Annotated in this window: 18 protein-coding genes and 1 tRNA gene; 5 read left to right on the top strand and 14 right to left on the bottom strand. The window is 71.9% G+C overall.

Annotated features, from left to right (window positions below):
• Window positions 1–13 precede the first annotated feature (13 nt).
• Window positions 14–2,233: an NADP-dependent isocitrate dehydrogenase gene (locus tag ACWZEH_RS31460; RefSeq protein ID WP_456194450.1), complete on the top strand. Its 2,220-nt coding sequence runs from the start codon at window positions 14–16 to the stop codon at window positions 2,231–2,233.
• On the opposite strand, the gene ACWZEH_RS31455 is transcribed toward ACWZEH_RS31460, so the two are convergent.
• A complete protein-coding gene (locus ACWZEH_RS31455) occupies window positions 2,152–2,580 on the bottom strand; it encodes a DUF5713 family protein (protein ID WP_456194449.1) in 429 nt (142 codons plus the stop codon). The genes ACWZEH_RS31460 and ACWZEH_RS31455 overlap by 82 nt on opposite strands.
• A 99-nt stretch (window positions 2,581–2,679) precedes the next feature.
• On the opposite strand from ACWZEH_RS31455, the gene ACWZEH_RS31450 reads away from it, so the two are divergent.
• Window positions 2,680–3,546 carry an N-formylglutamate amidohydrolase gene (locus ACWZEH_RS31450; protein WP_456194448.1) on the top strand — a complete coding sequence of 289 codons (867 nt, stop codon included), beginning with the start codon at window positions 2,680–2,682 and terminating at the stop codon, window positions 3,544–3,546.
• Window positions 3,547–3,578: 32 nt separating this feature from the next.
• On the opposite strand, the gene ACWZEH_RS31445 is transcribed toward ACWZEH_RS31450, so the two are convergent.
• From ACWZEH_RS31445 to ACWZEH_RS31435, 3 genes are read right to left on the bottom strand one after another with little or no spacing between them, the layout of a single operon-like run.
• Window positions 3,579–4,049, bottom strand: coding sequence for a hypothetical protein (locus ACWZEH_RS31445; RefSeq protein ID WP_456199938.1), 471 nt, complete (start codon window positions 4,047–4,049; stop codon window positions 3,579–3,581).
• 14 nt (window positions 4,050–4,063) lie between these two features.
• Window positions 4,064–4,639, bottom strand: a complete 576-nt coding sequence (locus ACWZEH_RS31440) for an RNA polymerase sigma factor (protein ID WP_456194447.1) — start codon at window positions 4,637–4,639, stop codon at window positions 4,064–4,066.
• 59 nt (window positions 4,640–4,698) lie between these two features.
• Window positions 4,699–6,129, bottom strand: coding sequence for a S8/S53 family peptidase (locus ACWZEH_RS31435; protein WP_456194446.1), 1,431 nt, complete (start codon window positions 6,127–6,129; stop codon window positions 4,699–4,701).
• Between the two features lie 247 nt (window positions 6,130–6,376).
• Between ACWZEH_RS31435 and ACWZEH_RS31430 the strand changes: the two genes are divergently transcribed.
• Window positions 6,377–8,968: a CHAT domain-containing protein gene (locus ACWZEH_RS31430; protein ID WP_456199937.1), complete on the top strand. Its 2,592-nt coding sequence runs from the start codon at window positions 6,377–6,379 to the stop codon at window positions 8,966–8,968.
• Window positions 8,969–8,998: 30 nt separating this feature from the next.
• Here ACWZEH_RS31430 and ACWZEH_RS31425 read toward each other — a convergent pair whose 3' ends face one another.
• Complete coding sequence (locus ACWZEH_RS31425) at window positions 8,999–10,846, bottom strand: LuxR family transcriptional regulator AbsR2 (RefSeq protein ID WP_456199936.1); 1,848 nt, start codon at window positions 10,844–10,846, stop codon at window positions 8,999–9,001.
• 183 nt (window positions 10,847–11,029) lie between these two features.
• Between ACWZEH_RS31425 and absR1 the strand changes: the two genes are divergently transcribed.
• A complete protein-coding gene (gene absR1 / locus ACWZEH_RS31420; RefSeq protein ID WP_456194445.1) occupies window positions 11,030–12,115 on the top strand; it encodes a beta-glucuronidase AbsR1 in 1,086 nt (361 codons plus the stop codon).
• 172 nt (window positions 12,116–12,287) lie between these two features.
• On the opposite strand, the gene ACWZEH_RS31415 is transcribed toward absR1, so the two are convergent.
• The 9 genes from ACWZEH_RS31415 to ACWZEH_RS31375 form a co-directional block, all read right to left on the bottom strand.
• On the bottom strand, window positions 12,288–13,226 hold the full coding sequence (locus tag ACWZEH_RS31415; RefSeq protein WP_456194444.1) for a TauD/TfdA dioxygenase family protein: 939 nt from the start codon (window positions 13,224–13,226) through the stop codon (window positions 12,288–12,290).
• Window positions 13,227–13,626: 400 nt separating this feature from the next.
• Window positions 13,627–13,740 (bottom strand): (2Fe-2S)-binding protein, encoded by a 114-nt coding sequence (locus ACWZEH_RS31410; RefSeq protein ID WP_456194443.1) that lies wholly within the window; start codon window positions 13,738–13,740, stop codon window positions 13,627–13,629.
• Between the two features lie 58 nt (window positions 13,741–13,798).
• Window positions 13,799–14,134, bottom strand: a complete 336-nt coding sequence (locus ACWZEH_RS31405) for a hypothetical protein (RefSeq protein WP_456194442.1) — start codon at window positions 14,132–14,134, stop codon at window positions 13,799–13,801.
• Between the two features lie 184 nt (window positions 14,135–14,318).
• Entirely contained in the window at window positions 14,319–15,506 is a 1,188-nt protein-coding gene (locus ACWZEH_RS31400) for an ABC transporter ATP-binding protein (RefSeq protein WP_456194441.1), read from the bottom strand.
• A 90-nt stretch (window positions 15,507–15,596) separates the two neighbouring features.
• Window positions 15,597–16,430: a carbohydrate ABC transporter permease gene (locus tag ACWZEH_RS31395; RefSeq protein ID WP_456199934.1), complete on the bottom strand. Its 834-nt coding sequence runs from the start codon at window positions 16,428–16,430 to the stop codon at window positions 15,597–15,599.
• Window positions 16,431–16,432: 2 nt separating this feature from the next.
• Complete coding sequence (locus ACWZEH_RS31390) at window positions 16,433–17,401, bottom strand: carbohydrate ABC transporter permease (protein ID WP_456194440.1); 969 nt, start codon at window positions 17,399–17,401, stop codon at window positions 16,433–16,435.
• Window positions 17,402–17,471: 70 nt separating this feature from the next.
• Entirely contained in the window at window positions 17,472–18,701 is a 1,230-nt protein-coding gene (locus ACWZEH_RS31385; protein WP_456194439.1) for an ABC transporter substrate-binding protein, read from the bottom strand.
• A 559-nt stretch (window positions 18,702–19,260) separates the two neighbouring features.
• Window positions 19,261–19,334: transfer RNA gene (locus tag ACWZEH_RS31380), tRNA-Pro, on the bottom strand.
• Between the two features lie 109 nt (window positions 19,335–19,443).
• Window positions 19,444–20,094, bottom strand: coding sequence for a GntR family transcriptional regulator (locus ACWZEH_RS31375; RefSeq protein ID WP_456194438.1), 651 nt, complete (start codon window positions 20,092–20,094; stop codon window positions 19,444–19,446).
• 207 nt (window positions 20,095–20,301) lie between these two features.
• On the opposite strand from ACWZEH_RS31375, the gene ACWZEH_RS31370 reads away from it, so the two are divergent.
• Complete coding sequence (locus ACWZEH_RS31370) at window positions 20,302–21,465, top strand: Gfo/Idh/MocA family protein (RefSeq protein WP_456194437.1); 1,164 nt, start codon at window positions 20,302–20,304, stop codon at window positions 21,463–21,465.
• The last annotated feature ends 3 nt before the right edge of the window (window positions 21,466–21,468 follow it).

The following is a 21,468-nucleotide window of genomic DNA, read 5'->3' as shown; positions in this document are numbered from 1 at the left end:
AGCGGAGCACCCGGTGACTGACTCGACCATCATCTATACGCACACTGACGAGGCCCCCGCCCTGGCGACGTATTCGTTCCTGCCGGTGGTCCGGGCGTACGCCTCCCAGGCCGGTGTCCCCGTGGAGACGCGTGACATCTCGCTGGCCGGACGCATCATCGCCGTGTTCCCGGAGCACCTCACCGAGGACCAGCGCATCCCGGACGCCCTCGCCGAGCTCGGCGAGCTGGCGAAGACCCCCGCGGCCAACATCATCAAGCTGCCGAACGTCTCGGCGTCGATCCCCCAGCTCAAGGCCGCGGTCGCCGAGCTCCAGGGCCAGGGCTACGCGCTGCCGGACTACCCGGACGACCCGAAGACCGACGAGGAGCGCGAGATCCGCGCCCGCTACGACAGGATCAAGGGTTCCGCCGTGAACCCGGTCCTGCGTGAGGGCAACTCCGACCGCCGCGCCCCCGCCTCGGTGAAGAACTACGCCAGGAACCACCCGCACCGCATGGGCGCCTGGACCGGCGAGTCCAGGACCAACGTGGCGACGATGGGTGAGAACGACTTCCGTTCCACCGAGAAGTCCGCGGTGATCGCCGAGGACGGTGCGCTGCGCATCGAGCTGGTCGGTGACGACGGCACCACCACGGTGCTGCGCGAGTCCGTACCCGTCCTGAAGGACGAGGTCGTCGACGCCTCCGTGATGCGGGTCGCCGCGCTGCGCGAGTTCCTCACCGCGCAGGTCGCCCGCGCCAAGCAGGAGGGTGTGCTGTTCTCCGTGCACCTGAAGGCCACGATGATGAAGGTCTCCGACCCGATCGTCTTCGGCCACGTGGTGCGCGCCTTCTTCCCGAACACGTTCGCGCGGTACGGCGAGCAGCTCGCCGCGGCCGGCCTCAGCCCGAACGACGGTCTGGGCGGCATCTACAAGGGTCTCGAGGGCCTGCCCGAGGGCGCCGGGATCAAGGCGTCCTTCGACGCCGAGCTCGCCGAGGGCCCGAAGCTGGCGATGGTCGACTCCGACAAGGGCATCACCAACCTGCACGTCCCCTCGGACGTCATCGTGGACGCGTCCATGCCGGCCATGATCCGCACCTCCGGCCACATGTGGGGCCCCGACGGCCAGGAGGCCGACACCCTCGCCGTCCTGCCGGACTCCAGCTACTCCGGCGTCTACCAGGCCGTGATCGAGGACTGCCGCGCCAACGGCGCCTTCGACCCGTCCACCATGGGCTCGGTGCCGAACGTCGGCCTGATGGCGCAGAAGGCCGAGGAGTACGGCAGCCACGACAAGACCTTCGAGATCCCGGTCACCGGAACCGTCCGCCTCGTCGACCGGGCCGGCAACACCGTCCTGGAGCAGGCCGTCTCCGCCGGTGACATCTTCCGCGCCTGCCAGACCAAGGACGCGCCGATCCGCGACTGGGTCAAGCTGGCCGTCACCCGCGCCCGCGCCACCGGCTCCCCGGCCGTGTTCTGGCTGGACGAGACCCGCGCCCACGACGCCCACCTGATCGCCAAGGTCGAGCGGTACCTGGCCGAGCACGACACCGAGGGCCTGGACATCCGCGTCCTGAACCCGGTCGAGGCCACCAAGCTGTCGGTGGAGCGCATCCGCCGTGGCGAGGACACCATCTCGGTCACCGGCAACGTGCTGCGCGACTACCTGACCGACCTGTTCCCGATCCTGGAGCTGGGCACCAGCGCCAAGATGCTGTCGGTCGTCCCGCTGATGGCGGGCGGCGGCCTGTTCGAGACGGGGGCGGGCGGTTCCGCGCCCAAGCACGTGCAGCAGCTGGTCAAGGAGAACTACCTGCGCTGGGACTCGCTGGGCGAGTTCTTCGCCCTGGTGCCGTCCCTGGAGCAGTTCGCCGAGACCACGGGCAACGCCCGCGCCAAGATCCTCGCCGACGCCCTCGACCGTGCCACGGCGACCTTCCTCAACGAGGACAAGTCCCCGAGCCGTCGCCTCGGCGGCATCGACAACCGCGGCAGCCACTTCTACCTGTCCCTGTACTGGGCGCAGGAGCTGGCCGGTCAGACCGGCGACGCGGACCTGGCGAAGGCCTTCGCCCCGCTCGCCGAGACCCTCGCCGCGAACGAGCAGAAGATCGTCGACGAGCTGGGCGCCGTCCAGGGCGAGCCGGCCGAGATCGGCGGCTACTACCAGCCCGACCCGGCGAAGGCGGCCGCGGTCATGCGTCCGTCCGCCACGTGGAACGAGGCGCTGGCGTCCCTGAGCTGACGCCACCGGGCAGCCCTCGAGGGCTGCCCGCTCCGCCCCGGCCGGCAGCGCGCCCGGCCGGGGCAAAGCCGTGTCCGGGCGGTCCGGGCCGTCGCCTCGCGGGACACCGTCTCGATCTCGTTGCTCGCCTCCACGAACGCGGCCGCCGGGTCGTTGAACTCCTCGGTCGCGGCGTGGGTGAGGACGTGGAGCGCGGGCAGGCCGGCGGGCCGCTCCGCCTCGATCCGCGCGCACAGGGCGAACAGGACGCCGCGGCCCCGGTCGACGACGTGGTCCGGGCAGCGGCCGTCCCGGAACAGGTCCCGGAGGAACGCATGGGCGGTGACCTGCGCGTTGGTGAGGGGCATGGGACCGGTCCTCGGTCCCGGTGCGGCGGCTGCGTTGTCAGTGGCGTGTGGCACCTTGATCTTGTCGCGCACCACTGACAACGCCCTTGGAGCAGCCGTATGACCGATGTCCCGCCGGTACCGCAGCACACCCCGCAGGTCCCGCACGTCCCGCAGCCCTTCCGTCTTCTTCCCGGTGCCGGGGACTCCCCCGTGATCCTCCATGTGCCGCACTCCTCGCGGGAGATACCGGCCGGGGTGCGGTCCGGGATCGTGCTGGGCGACGCGGAGCTGGAGCGGGAGCTGGACCACATCACCGACGCGCACACCGCCGCGATCGCCGAGGCCGCCGCCGAGGCGGCCGGGATCACTCCGTGGCGGTTCGTGAACGGACTGTCCCGGCTGGTGATCGACCCCGAGCGGTTCCCGGACGAGCGGGAGGAGATGCTGGCGTCCGGGATGGGCGCGGTCTACACCCGGACCACGCACAAGGAGACGCTGCGGCCCGAAGGGTTCGAGCACGGGCCGCTGATCGAGCGGTACTTCCGTCCGTACGCGCAGGCCATGACCCAGGCTGTGGCGGACCGTCTGGCGGCCACCGGGCGGGCCGTGATCATCGACGTCCACTCCTACCCCACCGCGCCCCTGCCCTACGAACTCCACGGCGAGGGCCCGCGCCCGCCGGTCTGCCTGGGCACCGACGCCTTCCACACGCCGGCCGGTCTGCTCGACGCGGCCCGTGAGGCGTTCGCGCCCTGCGGGGAGACGGGACTCGACAGCCCGTTCGCCGGGACGTACGTGCCGCTGGAGTTCTACGAGAAGCGGGCGGAGGTGACGGCGCTGATGGTGGAGATCCGCCGGGACACGTACATGACCGAGCCGGGCGGTCCCGCGGGAGCGGGCCTGCGGGACCTCGCCTCGGCCCTGGGGACCCTGGTGGACGCGGTGTCGCGCCGACCGGGCGTCGTTCCCGGCGCCCGGTCGTAGCGCGACGCGCTACGACCGGGCCGGGATACGGCTCAGGTGCGCAGCCACTCCGTCTCGACCACGTCCCCGGCGGTCCGCAGGCGCAGGGCGAACGGGCCGGAGGGCGGGGTGGCGCCGGTGAAGCGGCCCATGTCGTCGGCGGTGAGGGAGGAGCCCGGCTGCGGTCCGCCCAGCACCTCGATCCGGGCCGGCTGGGGCGGCAGCAGCTGCCCCATGAGGCCGTGCGCGGTCACCTCGACGTCCACGGTCACCTCGCCCACGCTGAAGGTGAGCATCCGCGGCGGGTCCTCGGCGCCTCTGACCGGGATGGCGTCGACCAGCGAGTCGAAGGTCAGCTCGGCCACCCTGGCGTCCAGGTCGTGCAGCGCGTAGGCGTCCACGGCGATCTGCAGCAGCGCCGGCGGCAGCGGGTCCAGGACGGCGGCGGCCTGCCGGAGTTCCTCCTCCAGCAGATCGTCGTCCATCCCGTCGTGCGTGCCGTCCATGCCGTCCATGCCGTCCATGCCGTCCATGCCGTTCACATCGCCCCCCGTGCCTCGAGCCGGGCCCGCAGCCGGCGCAGACAGCGCTGGCGCAGGGGCCCGATACTGCCCACCGCGATACCGAGCGCGGCGGACACCTCCTGATAGCTGGGCGGCGGCGAGGCGATCAGCACGCGCAGCAACTGCCTGCACCGGTCGCCGAGTTCCTCGAACTCCTGCCACATCCGCCGTACCCGTTCGCTCTGGGCGGCGGCTTCCTCCGCCTCCAGCAGCGACTGCTCCGGTGCACCGTCCTCGCTGGCCCGGTCCAGGAGCTGCGGGTCGTCCGTCAGGGTCAGCCGGCGCGCGTTCCTGAGCACCTTCAGGCACTCGTGCCGCGCCGTGCTGGCCAGCCAGGCGCCGGTCTTCTCCGGTTCGCGGATGCGCCCCAGGTTCTGGGCGAAGCGGAACCACACCGTCTGGTAGACCTCGTGCGCGTCCGCGTCGGAGAGCCGGTGGGCGCGCACCACGGACCACACCAGGGGGCCCAGCCCCTCCACGATCGCCTTCCAGGCCGCCGCGTCGCCGCCGACGGCGGACTGGACCAACGCGCCGACATCAGTACGGTCCACGTCCCCACCCCTCGTGTACGGCACGTCATCGTACGCCGCGGAGGGGACGGTTTTGGACCTCATGTCCGGGCGGAGGGGAGCGCGACCGGCGTGGGACGCCAGGTGGCCGGGATGAGCGCCGGTACGTTCGCCCCGCGCACCTCGGCGACGTCGCTGTTCGCGTCCATCAGCTGCCGCCGGGCCTTGCGCGGGTCCGTCTCGGCCCGCGCGGTCATGTGGGCGGCGACCATGCCGACGGCGACGGGGGTGGCGAACGAGGTGCCGCTCCACTGGGCGAGGCCCTCGAACATCACCTGGTCCGGCTTGCCGGAGCCGCCCTCCTCGCTGAGGACGCCGGTGTGCCGGGGGTGGCTGCAGGTGCAGGCGTAGCCGAAGCCGTAGCGGCAGGCGTCGTAGGTGGAGTGCTGGTACACGTACGGCACGGGGGTCTCGAAGCCGGTGAGCGCGCTGGTGAGGCGCTCACCGGGGGCGTAGGCCCTCACCCAGGCGCCGTGGTTGCTGAAGCAGGCGCCGAAGTCGCCGTCGCCGCGCAGGGCGCCGATCGACAGGACGGCGTTCTCGAAGCCGGGGAGGTCCGCGTAGGCGGCGGGCCAGAACGGCGTGGCGCTGGAGTTGTTGCCGGCGGCCGCGACCAGCAGGGTGCGCCGCTGCCTCAGTTCCCGCATGAAGGCGTCGACGCCGAGCAGTCCGTCGGTGCGGCCGTTGGAGGTGCCGGCGGAGAGACTGATGACGTCGGGCCAGCCGCCCTGGTCGACGGCCTCGAACAGCTTCTCGCCGAACTCGGACTCCAGGATGGCACCGGCGTCGTTCAGGGTGCCGCGGACGGTGATGTCCGTGTTGGGGGCGACGGCCGCGACGAGCCCCGCGATGAACGTGCCGTGACCGCAGTACTGCCTCAGGAGGCCGTCCTCCCCGCACTCCTCGACCTGGGCGTCGCCCCGGGTGTGGGCGAGGAGCGGGTAGGACCGGTAGTCGTTCATGAGGCCGGTGTCGATGACGAGGACACCGACGGCGCTGTCCCCGGCGTACGCGCCGTCGGCGACGGCCGGGTTTGGCTGCGCGTCGGCCCCCACGGGGACGGGCTCGTCGCCGGGGCAGGCGTTGACGGCGATCGACACCACGTGATTGCGGCTGACCAGCCGGCGGCCGGTACGGCCCTCCGGCTCCCGCAGGGCGCGCAGGGCGCCCGCGACGGCGGGGTCGCCGCTGCCGTCGCCCTGCCCGGGGTCGGCGACCCGGATGCGGGTGATGCCCGAGCGGTTGGTCTCCGGGCCCGTCCGGCGCACGTGGTCGGCGGTCAGGCCGGCGAACGCGGTGAAGTGCTGCCGCACGGTGTCCTCGACGAGGCGGGCCTCCTCGCCGTCGCGGGCGAGCACGACGCCCTTCTCGTAGAGGAACTCTCCCGCGTCGTCCGGGCCGATCGCCAGGGGGACGTCGGGCATGGAACGCTGGATCTGGTCGTACTGCTCACGGAATCGCTGTGGTGCCATGGCGTGTCCTCCACCGGGACGATGGCGGCCGGGGCCGCGGGAGCTGTCGTGGAGCGGAGTCGGTGTCGTCGGGTGACGCTGCCGTCGGGCGGTGCTGCCGTCCGACGGCGCCGGTCGGACGACGCGTCGTGAATCAGAGTCGTGGGACGGTCTTTTGATACAACGTCACACCTGTGGGGCGCGGTTGCGGAGCACTACCATCCATGAGGTGACAGCGGGAAGCGAATCGGTGCTGGAACTGCTGCCGATGGTGTTCGCCGCCCCGGGCGAAGCCCTGGCGGGGGCGGAGAAGGTACTGGGCGGCCGTCCCACGCCGCTGCACGCGTCCGTCGCCCACCAGGTGATCGGCATGTGGCAGCGGGACTTCGGCGACATGCGGCTGGCCCTGACCCATCTGCGGCGGGCCCGGGACTGGGCGGCGCGCGCGGACTCGGCCGAGCGGGAGGCGGACGTCCTGGGCACCCTCGGGGTGGCGTTGGTTCACGCGGGGCGCACTCGGCAGGGTCTGGACGCCCTGAGCCGTGGCGTCGAGCGGTGCACCGGGCACACACGCGCGCGCGTGCTGTTCCGGCGTGCGTACGCGTGGTGGGTGCTGGGGCATCACAAGGAGGCGCTGGAGGACGTACGGCGGGCGATCACCGTGCTGCGGCAGGTGGACGACGTGATCTGGACGGCGCGTGCCCTGACCCTGCGCGCGACGGTGCATCTGGCACTGGGCGCGGTGGAACGGGCGGAGGCCGACTTCACCGCGGCGGAGGCGCTGTGGGACACCACGGGCCAGGAGCACGACAAGGCGGACGCCGTGGAGAGCCGGGGTCTCGCCGCGTTCCGCTCCGGTGACGTCCCGGCGGCACTCAGGCTGCTGGACGAGGCGGAGGAGCGCTACGCCAAGCTCGGCACGCCGACGTTCATGCTCGACATCCGGCGCTGCGAGGTGCTGATGGCGGCGGGGCTGGCGTCCGAGGCGCTGGCCGGGGCGGACGCGGCGGTCAAGACGCTCGACGGGATCGGCGGCCAGTCCACCCGCAAGGCGGAGCTGCTGCTGGCCGCCGCGCGGGCGGCCCGGCTGGCGGACGACCCGCAGACGGCGATCGCCCGCGCGGCGCTCGCCGTACGGCTGTTCGCGGGACAGCGGCGCGCCTGGTGGGAGACGCACGCACGGCTGGTGCTGATCGAGGCGCGGCACGCGGCCGGACGCGGTTCGGGACGGCTGGTCGCGGAGGCGGCCGCGGTGGCCGACCGGCTGGCCGCGCTGGGCGCGCCGACGGCGCCGGAGGCGTCGCTGCTCGCGGGCCGGATCGCGCTGGATCTCGGCTGGACGGCGGACGCCGAGCGGCATCTGACGGTCGCCGCCCGCAGCAGACGCAGCGGGCCTCCGCTCGCGCGGCTGACGGGCTGGGCGGCGCAGGCGTTGCGGGCGCAGGCGGCCGGGTCCGCGCGGGGTGTGCTGGAGGCCTGCCGACGGGGGCTCGACGTGCTCGACGACCACCGGATGACGCTGGGCGCGTCGGAACTGCGGGCCCGTGCCACCGCTCAGGGCGCGGAGCTGGCCGCCCTGGCGCAGCGGGCGAGCCTGGTTTCGGGCGGGCCGCGGCGGCTGCTGGTGTGGAGCGAGCGCTGGCGGGCCACCGCGCTGTCCACACCGCCCACCCGGCCACCCGCCGACCCGGCGCTGCTCAGTGGCATGACGGCCTACCGGGAGATCGCCGCCCGCGCGGAGGAGTCGCGGAGGGACGGCAGGGCCGTACCGGCGCTGGAGCGGGAACAGCGGCGTCTGGAGCGGGAGATCCGTTCCCGCACCCTGCACGTGCGCGGTACGCCGGCCGACGGCCGGGGCCGCTTCGACATCGGGGACAGGTTCGATGTCGGCAGGCTGCTGCAGCGGCTGAGCGACAGTGGTGACGTCCTGCTGGTGGAACTCGCCGTGCTCGACGGGCGGGTGCAGGTGCTGCTGTGCGGACAGGGGCGGGTCCGGCGGTTCGAGGCGGGGCAGCTGGCCGCGGCGGAGACCGAGGCCGAGCATGTGCAGGCCGGGCTGCGGCGCCTCGCCCATCCGGGGGCTCAGGCACGGCTGCCGGTGGTGGAGGCCGCGGGCAGGCGTCTGGAGGAGCTGCTGCTGGGTCCGGCGGCGGCGCATCTGGGCACCGGTCCGCTGGTGGTCGTGCCGCCGGGGCGGCTGCACCGGGTGCCGTGGGCGCTGCTGCCGTCGTTGCGGGACCGGGTGTTCAGCGTGTCGCCGTCGGCGAGCGGCTGGCTGCGCGCGCGGGAGACCGCGCCGCCGTCCGGGGGCCGCCAGGTGCTGGTGCGCGGCCCCGGGCTCGCGACGGGCGGCGCGGAGGTGTCGGAGCTCGCCGGCCGGTACGGCGGGGCGCGGGTCCTGGAGGAGGACGACGCGAGGGTGGAGCGGGTCCTGGAGGAACTGGACGGGGCCGAGCTGGCGCACATCGCCGCGCACGGCGAGTTCCGTGCGGACGGCCCGCTGTTCTCCTCGCTGCGGATGGCCGACGGGCCGCTGATCGTGCACGACTTCGAGCGGCTCGACCGCAGCCCGTACCGGATCATCCTCTCCTGCTGCGACACCGCGCGGTTCGCCAGCGTGGGTGCGGACGAACTCCTGGGCCTGGTCACGGCGCTGCTTCCACTCGGTACCGCGGGCGTGGTGGCGTGCAGCGCGCCCGTCAACGACGCCGCGGTGGTGCCGTTGATGCTCGCGCTGCACAAGGGGCTCGACGCGGGCCTTTCCCTCGCGGAGGCCCTGCGCGACGCACGGGCCTCCCTGCCGGGCGACGCGGTGCACCGGGCCACCGGATGGTCGTTCTCGGCGTTCGGCGCGGCCTGAACAAAGTCCTTGGGGACCGGGGTACGGGGGTCAGACGGGCTGGGCCTCCCGGGGTGCGGCCGGCCGGGGTTGCGTCATGCGTGGTTCGGCCGGCCGGGTTTCCACCGGCCGGAGTTCCGTCAGCCGGGGCAGGGCGGTGCGATCGCTCGCGCCGAGGCGGGTGTAGGCGCTGTACAGGTGGTTGCCGACGGTTCGGACCGACAGGGTGAGGTGTTCGGCGATCTGCCGGTTGCTGAGGCCGGTGGCGGCAAGGGTGACGATCTGCCGTTGCCGTGCGGTGAGTTCACCCAGGACCAGGCCCGCCAGCACGGGGGTGCGGGCGCCCTGGCAGCGGCGGGCGAGGGCGAGGGCACGGGTGCGTGCGGTGCGGGCGGCGCCCGGGGCGCGGTGGGCGGTGGCGGCCTGGGCGTAGGCCTCGGCCGCGTACAGCAGGAAGCCGCGCCGCTCCAGCTCTCCCGCCGCGCGGTCCAGGGCGGGGCCGTCGGCGTGCACGAGGGCGTCGGCATGGGCGGCGAAGACACCGGTGAGCCGCCCGGCGGCCCGCTCGGGGGTACCCAGGCGGACGGCTTGGTAGGGGTCGTGGGAGGGGTGGGTGGCACCGGGGACGTGCCGCACGCCTGTGCTGCCGTCCGACTGCGCTTCGGCGAGGGCGAGTTCGGCTTGGCAGGAGGGGGCGGAGGGCGTCGTGCGCAGTCCCTCGCGGGCCCATGCGGCAGCCTCCCGCACCTCGCCCCGCAGCCGCGCGAGCCGGGCCCGCAGAGCCGCGTACGCCGCGGGCACCGGGGCGCCCTCCGCCACCAGCCAGTCCCCCACGGGCGCCGGGACCGTCCGGACGTCGTCCTGTTCGACCAGCGTGGTGAGGACGGCGGTCTCGGCCGCCAGGGCGGGTTCGTACTCCTCGGGGGCGCGGGCCAGCCGTCGCGCCCGCAGCCTGCCTGCCGCGGCCCGCAGGACGCAGCCGTGCAGGGCGTGGGCCAGGCCGAGGGTCCCCCGGTCGTCGACGTGGACCAGTCCGTCGTCCTCCAGGCGTTCGAGGGCGTCGAGGTCGAGACCGTCCGGGCTCACCGGGTCCACCGGGTCCACCGGGTCCACCGGGTCCACCGGGGCCACCGGGGCCACCGGCAACGGTTCGGCGAAGGCGAGGCGGTCGAGCGTCTCGCGCTCACCGGGGCCGGTACGGGTGAGCAGGTGGGCGGTGCGTTCGCGGACGGCCGGGGTGAGCGGCACCGGGCCGCGCCAGGCCCACTCGGCGGTGCCCGGTACGCGGGTGAGCCGCCCGTGTTCCCCCAGCGCGCCGAGGAGTTCGCGCAGCAGCCGCAGGTCGCCGCCGGCGAGGCGGTGCAGCCGGTTGACGGTGAGCGGTTCCAGAATCCGGCCACCCGGGCCCGCCGCGACCAGTGGTGCGCTCTCCTCGCGGGGCAGTGGCTCCAGGACCAGGCGGGGCAGCAGTTCACCGGTCCACAGCCGGGACACCGCGGCGGGTACGGGGGCCCCGTCCGTGACGACGATCAGCAGCCGGGTGTTTGACCGCACGGCGAGTTGATGGACCAGGGCGGCGGAGGAGTCGTCGAGCAGGTGGGCGTCGTCGACCAGCAAGGTCCTTGCTCCGGAGAGGAATTGAACCGCGCGGTGCAGGGTGACCGATTCCGGCAGCAGCGGGGCGAAGGCGGCGAACGGTATCCGGTGGGCCTGCGGGATCCCCGTGGCCCGGGTGCAGTCGGTACCGCGGAGGGCCTCGGTCACGAGCCGGGTCTTGCCCCGCCCCGCCGGCCCGGCCACCACGAGGCCGCGCCGGGCGCCGGTCAGCGAGCGCCGTACCAGCTGGAGTTCGTCCTCACGGCCGGTGAACGGCCAGACCGGCAAGGGCTCCGGCGCCACCGCGTCCCTGACGTACGGCGCCTCGTCCCTCTCGTTCGGCGTGAACCGCGTGTACGGCGTGGTCGTGTTCCCCGGAAAAGTCGTCACGGCAACAGGAGCAGGGATACTCACCCTTGATACAGGGCGAATTGAGTAGACCCCGACTCAGGCGCCGAAGGCCCCGCGTGGGGCACCCTGTCGCCCATGACCCCTCGCTACTGCTCGCTGCCGCGGCAGCCGGCCCCCGCCTTCGCGCCGGGGCTCGCCGCCGAGCGGCTCGGCGCGCTGACGGCCGGGCGGCGGATGTGGGTCAACGGCACCGTGCTGCACTACTGCTTCTTCCGCGGCGACACCGACGGGTCGGTCATTCCCGTGCCGGGAACCGGTCGGACCCGCTGGGTGTCGTGGGGTGGTACCAAGAGGCAGCAGGACGTGGTGCGCGCGTGCTTCGCCGAGTGGCAGGACCTCGGGATCGGACTCACCTTCGCCGAGGTCCGCGACCACTCGGAGGCGGAACTGCGCATCGGCTTCCAGTCCGGCGGCGGTTCCTGGTCGGCCGTGGGCAAGGAGGCGCTGCCGGCAGGTCTGCACGAGCGCACCATGAACTTCGGCTGGGACCTGACCGCGCCCGGGGAGCGCGGGACGGCCCTGCACCAGATAGGGCACGCCCTGGGCATGCTGCACGAGCACCAGAGCCCCTGCGCCGGTCTCCACTGGGACGAGGAGGCCGTGTACGCCGAGCTCGCGGGCCCGCCCAACCACTGGAGCCGGGAGCGGACGCACCGCAACATCCTGCGCGAGCTGGACGCGAACGAGGCCAACGGCCCTGTCTGGGACGCCGATTCGATCATGGGGTACACCTTCGCGCCGGGGCTGATCCTGGAACCGGAGCAGTACCGCGGGGGCGTCCATCCGCCCGGAACCCTGTCCGCGGCCGACAAGGAGTTCGTCCTCGGCTGGTATCCCCCGGCCGAACGGCCCGGCCCGCCCACGCTGGTGCCGTTCCGTTCGGTACCGCTGGGCCTCGGCCCCGGCGAACAGGCCGACTTCCACATCGACCCGGTGGAGTCCCGCGCGTACACGGTGGGCACCTTCGGCGACGGCGACCTGGTCGTCGTGGTGTTCGAGGAGCGGGACGGGGAGCCCCGCTATCTCGCCGGGCACGACGACGGGGGAACCCCGCGCAACGCGACGCTCGCGGTCCGGCTCGTCAAGGGCCGCCGCTACTTCGTCCGGATCCGCCTGTACTCCGCACGGGGTTCGGGCGAGACGGCGGTCATGTGCTGGTAGCAGCACCGGGCCGCCGCACCGGACGCCACGACCACTGTCCGGCGCCGGGGGAGCGGTCGGGCGTCGGTCACCTTCGGGGGAGGGTGACCGGCGCCCGGCCCACGCCGCCCGCCGGTCCCGCGAAAGCGGACATGCTGTGCGGGGACCGGTGGACGGCGGCCGGCAGGGGCGCTCAGTAGGGGCGGTCGCCGGCGATGGCGACGCGCTCGGCGACACGGCGCTCGCGGCCGTAGTCGTTGACGGCGTAGTGCTGGGTGGCGCGGTTGTCCCAGAAGGCGACGTCCCCCGGCTGCCAGCGAAAGCGCACCTGGAACTCCGGAACGTGCGCCTGCTGGAAGAGGTACCGCAGCAGCCGGTCGCTCTCGTCGCGGGCCATCCCGGTGATGTGGGTGGTGAAGGAGGTGTTCACGAACAGCATGCGCCGCCCGGTCTCGGGGTGGGTGCGCACGACCGGGTGTTCCACGGGCGGGAACCGGTCCTGATGGGGGATCAGCCGCTCGGGCCCGTAGAACCTGGCGAAGCCGGGAATGAAGTCGTGCACGGCCCGGGCGCCGTCGATACGGTCCTTCACCTCCTGGGGAAGGTTGTCGTAGGCGGCCGCCATGTCCGCCCACATGGTGTCCCCGCCGAACGGGGGCATCTCGCGTACCTGGAGGACGGCGCCGAGCGCGGGCCGCTCCCGGAAGGTGACGTCGGCGTGCCAGACGTTCTCGTAGGTCGGGGTGGCCGAGTCACGCTTGTCGAAGCGGACGACGTCCTCGGTGGAACCGGTGGCGAGCAGCGGGTTCGTCTCCAGCTCGCCCCAGTGGCCCGCGAAGGCGCGCTGCTGGTCGGAGGTGAGGTGCTGGGCGCGGAAGAACAGCACCTTCCACTCCAGCAGAGCCCGGTCGAGTTCCTCGCGAAGCGCGGGACCGAGCGGGCGTGAGAGGTCGACACCCTTGATCTCGGCGCCGATCGTGCGCGCCTGCGGGAGCACGTCGAACCGTTCGTAGGGACGTTCCTCCCGTCCCTCGGGCAGCCGGCGCAGCGTGCGCCTCCCCTCGTACATCCCGTCCTGCGGGATGCGCGCTTCGCGCAGGCCGACGGCCGGACCAGCATGCGTGACGGTCATGAAGTGCTCCTTCTCGTGTCTGTTTCGCCACGGTGTCCGGCGTCCGCGGAAGACAGGGGTGCGGACGGTCTGAAAGCCGCCGGGACGGCCGGGCGCAATGATGCCCGCAGCGTCCGCCGGAAAGACGGAGGCGCGGGACGGGTTCAGGGTCGGGGTGCGTCGAGCCTGCGGCTCAAGGGCAGCCGATTATCGACCGGAGCGTTCACAACCGATTCGGTTCGGGACGCGCAGAGGCCCCGCCATCGTGTTGAACCGGAGTGTGGTCACGGCACTGATTGTGTGTTCTGCGTCCTCCTCTGTCAACGGGGCGTCACAGGGAGGGAACAGCGGGCGCGTGGAGGCCGGGCGTCACCCGAGCCTCCCGGCGCAGCAGCGCGGCCGGCCGCCAAAGCCGGTCCTGTCACGGTCCGTCCCGGCCGGCCAGGCAGCAGTCACCGCACTTCGAGCCGTTCGGTGCACGGTAGTGGAGGCAGCAACTGCGGCGTCGGAACGTGAGATCCGGTCCGGTGATCATTCCCGTACCCGCAGGTCGCCCGGTCCCCAGCAGCTCGGCCGTGAGGCCGGTGAGCGGCTCACGCAGCCCGGGGCGGGCCCCCAGCAGGGCGTGGGCCGCCCCGGCGAGTGCGGAGGCGGCGTTCCCTCCCGTCCAGCAGACGCGGAGCGATCCTGACGCGGAGTCCGTCCGCGGGCCCCCGCAGATGGCCCATCACCTGCTCGTTCAGCGCGAGAGCGGGTTGGTGCGCCACGGCCTCGGCCGGGTCGGTGAAGCCCCCCGCGTAGGAGTGGTCGAGCGGATGCCGGCCCTCGTCCCGGCCGCCGACGCGCATGACGAAGAAACCGCCGAGGGCCGCCACGTCCTGGAGAGCCGCGGCGACGGCCCCGGCAGACGCCCGGGCGTGTTCGGTCATGTCGGGGCGCTTCCTTTCGGCGGATGTACCGGCGCAGGACCGGTGCAGGGGCGAGCGCGGTCTCAGGAAGCCGTACGCCGCCGCGGTGGCGTGATGGCGTACAGGTTCGAGGATCTGACAGGGACCCGCCGCCTCCTGAGCCGCCGGGTACATGGATGCGGATCGCGCCCTGTGGGGTGCGTCGTCAGTCCGCCCTCACCGGATGCGTAAGGTTCGCTCCGGTCGCCGGGTCGAACACGTGAGCCTTGGCCATGTCGACCTGCAGCTCCACGGGTTCGCCCTCGCGGGCACGCGTGGCGGCGTCCAGGCGGGCCACGAGGTGACGGGTGTCGGCGCCGGTGTCGCGCAGGCCCGAGTCCTTGGCGAGCTCCTCCAGTTCGGTGGTCGTCGCGGGCCCGCCCTCCGCGGTGAAGTAGACGTACACATCGGATCCCAGCGACTCCAGTACCTCCACGACGGCGTTGAAGACCGGGCCCGTCCGGTCCCGGTCGTGTGACAGGGCCACGTCCTCGAACGCCTCCGGTCGCAGCCCTACGATGACCTCGCGGGGCGCGTTCCGCCGTTCCAGCGACTGCCTCGTACGGCCGTCGAGAGGCAGGTCGCCCAGGGACGAGCGCAGGACACCGCCCTCCAGGGTGGCGCTCAGGAAGTTCATCGCCGGGGAGCCGATGAAGCCCGCGACGAAGATGTTGCGCGGCAGGTCGTACAGCTCGGCAGGCGTGCCGATCTGCTGGACCAGGCCCTGTCTCATGACCACGACCCGGTCGCCGAGCGTCATCGCCTCGGTCTGGTCGTGGGTGACGTACACGGTGGTCGTGGCGAGGCGCCGCTGCAGCCGGGAGATCTGGGTGCGCATCTGTACCCGGAGTTTGGCGTCCAGGTTGGACAGCGGCTCGTCCATCAGGAACGCCTTGGGATCACGGACGATCGCCCGCCCCATGGCCACCCGCTGGCGCTGACCGCCCGAGAGGGTGGCGGGCTTGCGGTCCAGGTGCTCGGTCAGGTCGAGGATCCGGGCGGCTTCCGTCACCTTGGCCTCGACGGTGGCCTTGTCCACCTTGGCCAGGCGCAGCGGGAAGCCCATGTTCTCCCGGACGTTCATGTGCGGGTACAGGGCATAGCTCTGGAAGACCATGGCGACGTCGCGTTCCTTGGGAGCGAGGTCGTTGACGACTCGGTCTCCGATGCGCAGGGTGCCCTCGGTGATGTCCTCAAGTCCGGCGATCATGTTCAGGGTGGTGGACTTGCCGCATCCCGACGGACCGACCAGGATCACGAACTCGCCGTCGGCGATCTCGAGGTCCACGTCCTTCACGGCGAGGGCCCCGTCGGGAAAGCGCTTGGTGACTCCCTCAAGGATGATCTCGGCCATGGATGGTGCCTCCTTGACTTCATGCCTCCGGGTCCGGGTGCTGCGGTCGGTGTCCCGGACCCGGAGACCCGTCTGCCGTGGTGGGCCCGTTCACCCCTTGACTGCCCCGGAGGTCAGTCCGGCGACGATCCGCCGCTGGAAGAACAGGACGAAAACGATGATCGGGATGGTGATGACCACAGCGGCGGCGGCGATCGACCCCGTGGGCTGCTGGAACTGGGAACTCCCGGTGAAGAACGCGATCGCGGCGGGCACTGTGCGCGCGGACTCGGTGGAGGTCAGCGAGATCGCGAACAGGAAGTCGTTCCAGCAGAAGATGAACACGAGAATGGCCGTGGTGAACACGCCCGGCGCGGCCAGCGGCACGATGACCATCCGGAAGGCCTGTGCGGGCGTCGCCCCGTCGACCTTGGCGGCCTTCTCCAGATCCCAGGGGATCTCCCGGAGGAACGCCGACAGGGTGTAGATCGCGAGCGGCAGGGAGAAGGTCATGTACGGGATGATCAGTCCGATCCAGGTGTCGAAGATCCCGATGGTCCGCTCGATGTCGAACAGCGGTGACACCAGGGAGATCGGCGGGAACATGGCGATCAGCAACGACATGCCGATGAGCACCCGCTTGCCGGGGAAGCGCAGCCTGGCCACCGCGTAGGCGGCCATGGTGCCCAGCACCACCGCGATCACCGTGGCGATCAGGGCGATACCGATCGAGTTGATCAGCGCACGGGTGAACTCGGCGGTCTCGAAGATGCCCTGGTAGTTCTCCCAGGTCCAGTCCGTGGGGATGTAGTTGCCGTCGGTCAGGGTGCTGGGGTCCTTGAACGACAGCGCGGCGATCCACCACACCGGGAACAGGGCGTACAGCACCACCACCACGTTGATGACACCCCATCGGGCGGCGTGCGTCTTTCCCACCGCGGCCATCATCAGCGCTTCACCTCCGCGCCGGGTGCGGCGGCGCCGAAGAGTCCGACGAAGGTGAAGGCGATGATCCCGACGCAGATGAAGATCAGGACCGAGATCGCGGACCCGATGCCGAGGTTCAGCGCGGTGAACAGGTTGTCGTACCCGAGGATCGACAGGGAGCCGGTTCCCTGGGCGCCCGCGGTCAGGATGTAGATGTTGTCGAAGATCCGGAACGCGTCCAGTGTGCGGAAGAGCAGTGCCACCAGGACGGCCGGTTTCATCAGCGGCAGCATGATCTTGGTGAAGCGCTGCCAGGCGGTGGCGCCGTCCACCATGGCCGCCTTCAGGGCCTCCTCGGGGATCAGCGCGAGGCCCGCGAGCAGCAGCAGGCCCATGAACGGCGTCGTCTTCCACACCTCGGCGAGGACGATCAGCCAGAGGGCGGGCCACTGCTCGGTCAGCGGCGCCTCCCCGCTGGGCAGCAACTCGGCGAGGTATCCGAGTTCCGGGGTCCAGGCGTACTGCCAGGAGAAGGCGGCGACCACGGTGACGATCCCGTACGGAATGAGGACCGACGTGCGGACGACGCCGCGCCAGAAGATCGTGCGGTGCATCACCAGGGCGAGCCCCATTCCGAGGACGAGTTCGATCGCCACGGACACGACGGTGATGAACAGCGTGACCCAGAAGGCGTCCCACCAGAACGGGGAGGACAGCACCGCCCCGTAGTTGCTCAGGCCAACGAACTCCGCCCGTCCGGGAAAGCGCAGGTCGTACCGCTGGAGGGACAGATGGACGGCGTACCCGATGGGGTAGGCGGTCACGGCGATCATGACGACGACGGCGGGCGCGCAGAGCAGCCAGCCGAGCCGCCGCTCCTGCCTGGCGCCCGCCGAGAGTGCCGCCCGGCCCGCCCGGTCCGGCCCCGCCTGCTCCGTCTTTGGCCCGGGGGGCGGCGGGGTTCCGGCGGGTTGCGCCCGCGTGCTCATCCCGGACCGCCAAAGGACGAGACCCGCGCGCTGCGGCGCCGGGCGACGAAGTGGTGCGGGAGGTGGTGGTTCACGGGATCACACCCTCGGATCGCAGGGCATCGTCGATCTGTTCCCCGATGGTGTCGACCGAGCTCTCCGGTGTGATCCCGGACGGCGGAGACAGCGTGTGGGAGACCGCGATCGACACGTTCTGGTAGACCGGAGTGACCGGGCGCACACCCGCCGACTCCAGGGCGGCCAGCACTTCCCCGGAGAAGGGGTACTCCTTCATGAACGCGGGCTCGTCGTACAGGGCGCGCAGGGTGGGCGGCAGACCGCCCTCGAGCGCGGCGGTGAGCTGGTTCTCCCGGTTGCGCAGGCACAGCGCCGCCTCGAAGGCCAGGCCGGGGTGGCGCGAGTAGGCGCTCACAGCCAGATCGATGCCGCCGATGGTGGGCCGTGCCGGGCGGTTCGCGTCGACCCGAGGGTACGGCGCCCAGCGGAAGTCCTTGAACAGCTCGGGGTTGTTCGCCCTCATCGACGGATAGACGAACGGGTAGTTGAGCTCGAACGCCGCCGTCCCCGACTCCATGGCGAGCCGGTTCTGGTCCTCCATCTGGTTGGGCAGGGAGGGGTCCGCGGCCGGGGAGTTCGCCAGATCACGCATGATCCCGGCGGCCCGCACGGCAGGAGGACCGAGGGAGGGCTCGGTCGCGCTCGCGTTGAGGATGGAGCCGCCCGCGCTGTTGATCAGCGTGTTGAACCAGACGGTCAGACCCTCGTACTGGGCGCCCTGGATCTCCACGAAGTGCGGTTTGCCCTGCCGGGCGAGGGCTCCGGCCATGTCCAGCATCTCGGCCCAGGTCCTGGGTGGGGTGGGCACCAGGTCCTTGCGGTACCACAGGATCTGGGTGTTGGTGTTGTACGGGACGGCGTACAGCTTGCCCTTCCAGGTCGAGGTCTGCAGCGGTACGCGCAGGGTGCCCTCGACGGCCTGCCGCTTCGCCGTCCCCGTCCATTCCCGGATCCAGCGCGCCTCGGCGAACTCCGCCGCCCAAGTGACGTCCAGGCCCAGGATGTCGAGCGAGTCGTCCTCGGCGGCGAGTCTACGGACGAGCTGCTGGCGCTGGCCGTCCGCGGCACGCGGGAGCTTGTTGTAGCTGATCCTGTAGCGGCCGCCCGACGCCTGGCCGCACCGGTCGGCCGCCTTCTGGAGCGCACCGGAGTCGTCGGGGAAGTTGTACCAGTTCAGGGTGGGTCCACCGGAGCCCTCGTCACTGCCACAAGCGGTGAGCGCTGACGCCAGCAACGGCAGCACGGCGAACGCCCGCAGCCATCGCGTCCCTCTGGGACGTCCCTTGCGACCCGGAACCGGCCGGCAGCCGCACCTCGCGTGCACGCGCTCCACACCTCGCTTCCGGACGGTGGCACGGGCCTCGGACCTCGCAGCGCTTCCCTCCCGGCGAACACTAAAGACCGCATAAAGCAAGATCAAGCACATATCGCACCCAATCGCCCGGCGGCCCACCGCGGGACCGGCTCGGCGAACCTGCGGGCACGGGAGGGGGACGATCAACCCCGGCTGCTTCCCACTGCTCCACGGGAGGGCGCGCGATCCGTTCGACACGGAACGGGCCGCCGAACCCGATGGGGGTGCCGGCTTGCGCGCGGCCGCGCCCTGTCGGCCGGACGCGGCATCAAGGGAAACGCCTGCTCAGGTCGGAGCGTTCGACGATCGCCCCGGTGACGCACCTGGCCCGAGTCACGGGGCGTCACATGACCGCCCCGTGGCACTCGGTCCCCATCCGGTCCCCAGGAACGACGAAGAGGCCACTTCCGGTCAACCGGAAATGACCTCCGACCTGCTACTTCGCAAGTCGGGACGACAGGATTTGAACCTGCGACCCCTTGACCCCCAGTCAAGTGCGCTACCAAGCTGCGCCACGTCCCGATGCGGTCCGCGGGTGAACCGCGTGATCACGCAGGTCAACCCTACCGCATACGAGGCTGCCCCAAAGACCCCGTGCGGCGCTCGCCCCACGGTGCCAAATGACCGGCCGTCAGCCGCTCAGCGCCTCGATCACGCTGGTCAGGTGGGCGCGGACGGCCGCCTCGGCCGCTTCCGGGTCCCTGGCCCTGATCGCCTCGATCATGGCCAGATGCTCGGTCAGGGAGTGCTGCGAGCGTCCCGGTCTGAGCGCCAACTGGAAACGGTGACGGACCAGTTGGCCGTTGAGGCGGTCCAGCAGGGCCACGGCTGTGCGCTGGCCGGAGAACTCCTGGATGCGGGTGTGGAGTTCCTGGTTGAGCTGGGAGTAGACAAGGGGCTCGCCGTCGGCCACGGCCTTGGACATCGCCGTGCCCAGTTCGGTGAGCCGGTCCAGTTGCGCGTCGTCGGCCGTGGCGGCGGTCTTGGCCGCGCACAGCCCTTCGAGCACCATCCGGCATTCGGTGATGGCGACCGCCTCCTCCACGGTCACCACCCGCACCCGTGAACCGCGGTTGCGGATCCGCTCGACCAGTCCCTGGGCCTCCAGGTCGATGAGCGCGGCCCGGATACTGGCCCGGGTCACCCCGAACCGCTCGGCGAGCTCGTTCTCCACCAGACGCTGGGCCGGTGCCATCTCGCCGCGCAGGATCGCCTGGCGCAACTGAGCGACGGCGTGCTGCTTGGCCTGCTCCCCGGTGCTCGGGCGGACTTGGTCGGGCATCGTCGCTCTCCCCTGAGTGGGTGCCTGGTGACCCTAACCCTATCCAGACAGAATGGTCAACAATTCTGTTCACTTCTTTGCGGACAAGTACTGCCCGCCTGTCACCCTCCTTGACACCCTCACCCGTACACACTCAAGGTTTGTCTGGACAATGCTGGACGGAACAGGGAACGGTCCGGTCACGGAACGGTCCGAGGAAGGGCTCTCATGGTGGATACGCTCGGTGTCGCCGTCATCGGATTCGGCTGGATGGGGCGGGTGCACACCCAGGCGTACGCGCGCGTGCCGCACCACTATCCGCAGCTCGCCCTGCGCCCGGAGCTGATCACGGTCGCCGAGGAGGTGCCGGGCCGGGCCGAGGAGGCCGCCGCGCAGTTCGGGTTCGCCCGCACCACCCGCGACTGGCGCGACGTGGCCGCCGACCCCCGCGTCCAGGCGGTCAGCATCACGGCCCCCAACTTCCTGCACCGTGAGATCGGCGTCGCGATGGCCGAGGCCGGCAAGCACATCTGGATCGAGAAGCCGGTCGGTCTCACCGCCGACGACGCCCGCGCGGTGTCGGACGCCGTCGAGAAGGCCGGCGTCCGCAGCGCGGTCGGCTTCAACTACCGCAACGCGCCCGCCGTCGAGGCGGCCCGCGCACTGATCGCCGCCGGTGACATCGGCACCGTCACCCACGCCCGCATCCGCCTGTTCAGCGACTACGCAGCCCACCCCGAGTCCGCCCTGACCTGGCGCTACGAGCGGGAGCGCGGGGGCAGCGGAGTGCTCGGCGACCTGGCCTCGCACGGCGCCGACCTGGCCCGCTTCCTGCTCGGCGACATCGCCTCGCTGACCGCCGACACGGCGATCTTCCTGCCCGAGCGGGCCCGCCCGGCCGGTGCCACGGCCGGCCACGCCCGTGCCAGTGGCGGCGAACTCGGCCCGGTGGAGAACGAGGACTACGTCAACTGCCTGCTGCGCTTCGCCTCCGGCGCGCGCGGTGTGCTGGAGGCCTGCCGGGTCTCGGTCGGCGAGCAGAACAACTACGGCTTCGAGGTGCACGGCACCAAGGGCGCCGTGTTCTGGGACTTCCGCCGGATGAACGAGCTCGGCGTCAGCCGCGGCACCGCCTACCAGGACCAGCCGGTGAGCACGGTCCACGTCGGCCCGGGCGACGGCGAGTTCGGCGCGTTCCAGCCGGGCGCGGCGAACGCCATGGGCTACGACGACCTGAAGGTGATCGAGGCGCACCGTTTCCTGCGTTCCGTCGCCGAGGGCGCCGAGTACGGCGCCACGCTCACCGACGCCGTGCGCAGCGCGGCCGTACTGGACGCGATGGTGCGGTCGGCCGGCAACGGGGCCTGGGTGACGGTGGACGCCCCCTCGTGACGG

The sequence above is a fragment of the Streptomyces yamdrokensis genome, assembly GCF_053890455.1.
Note: the sequence above shows the minus strand (reverse complement) of the source record. Positions and strands in the feature narration are given on the sequence as shown.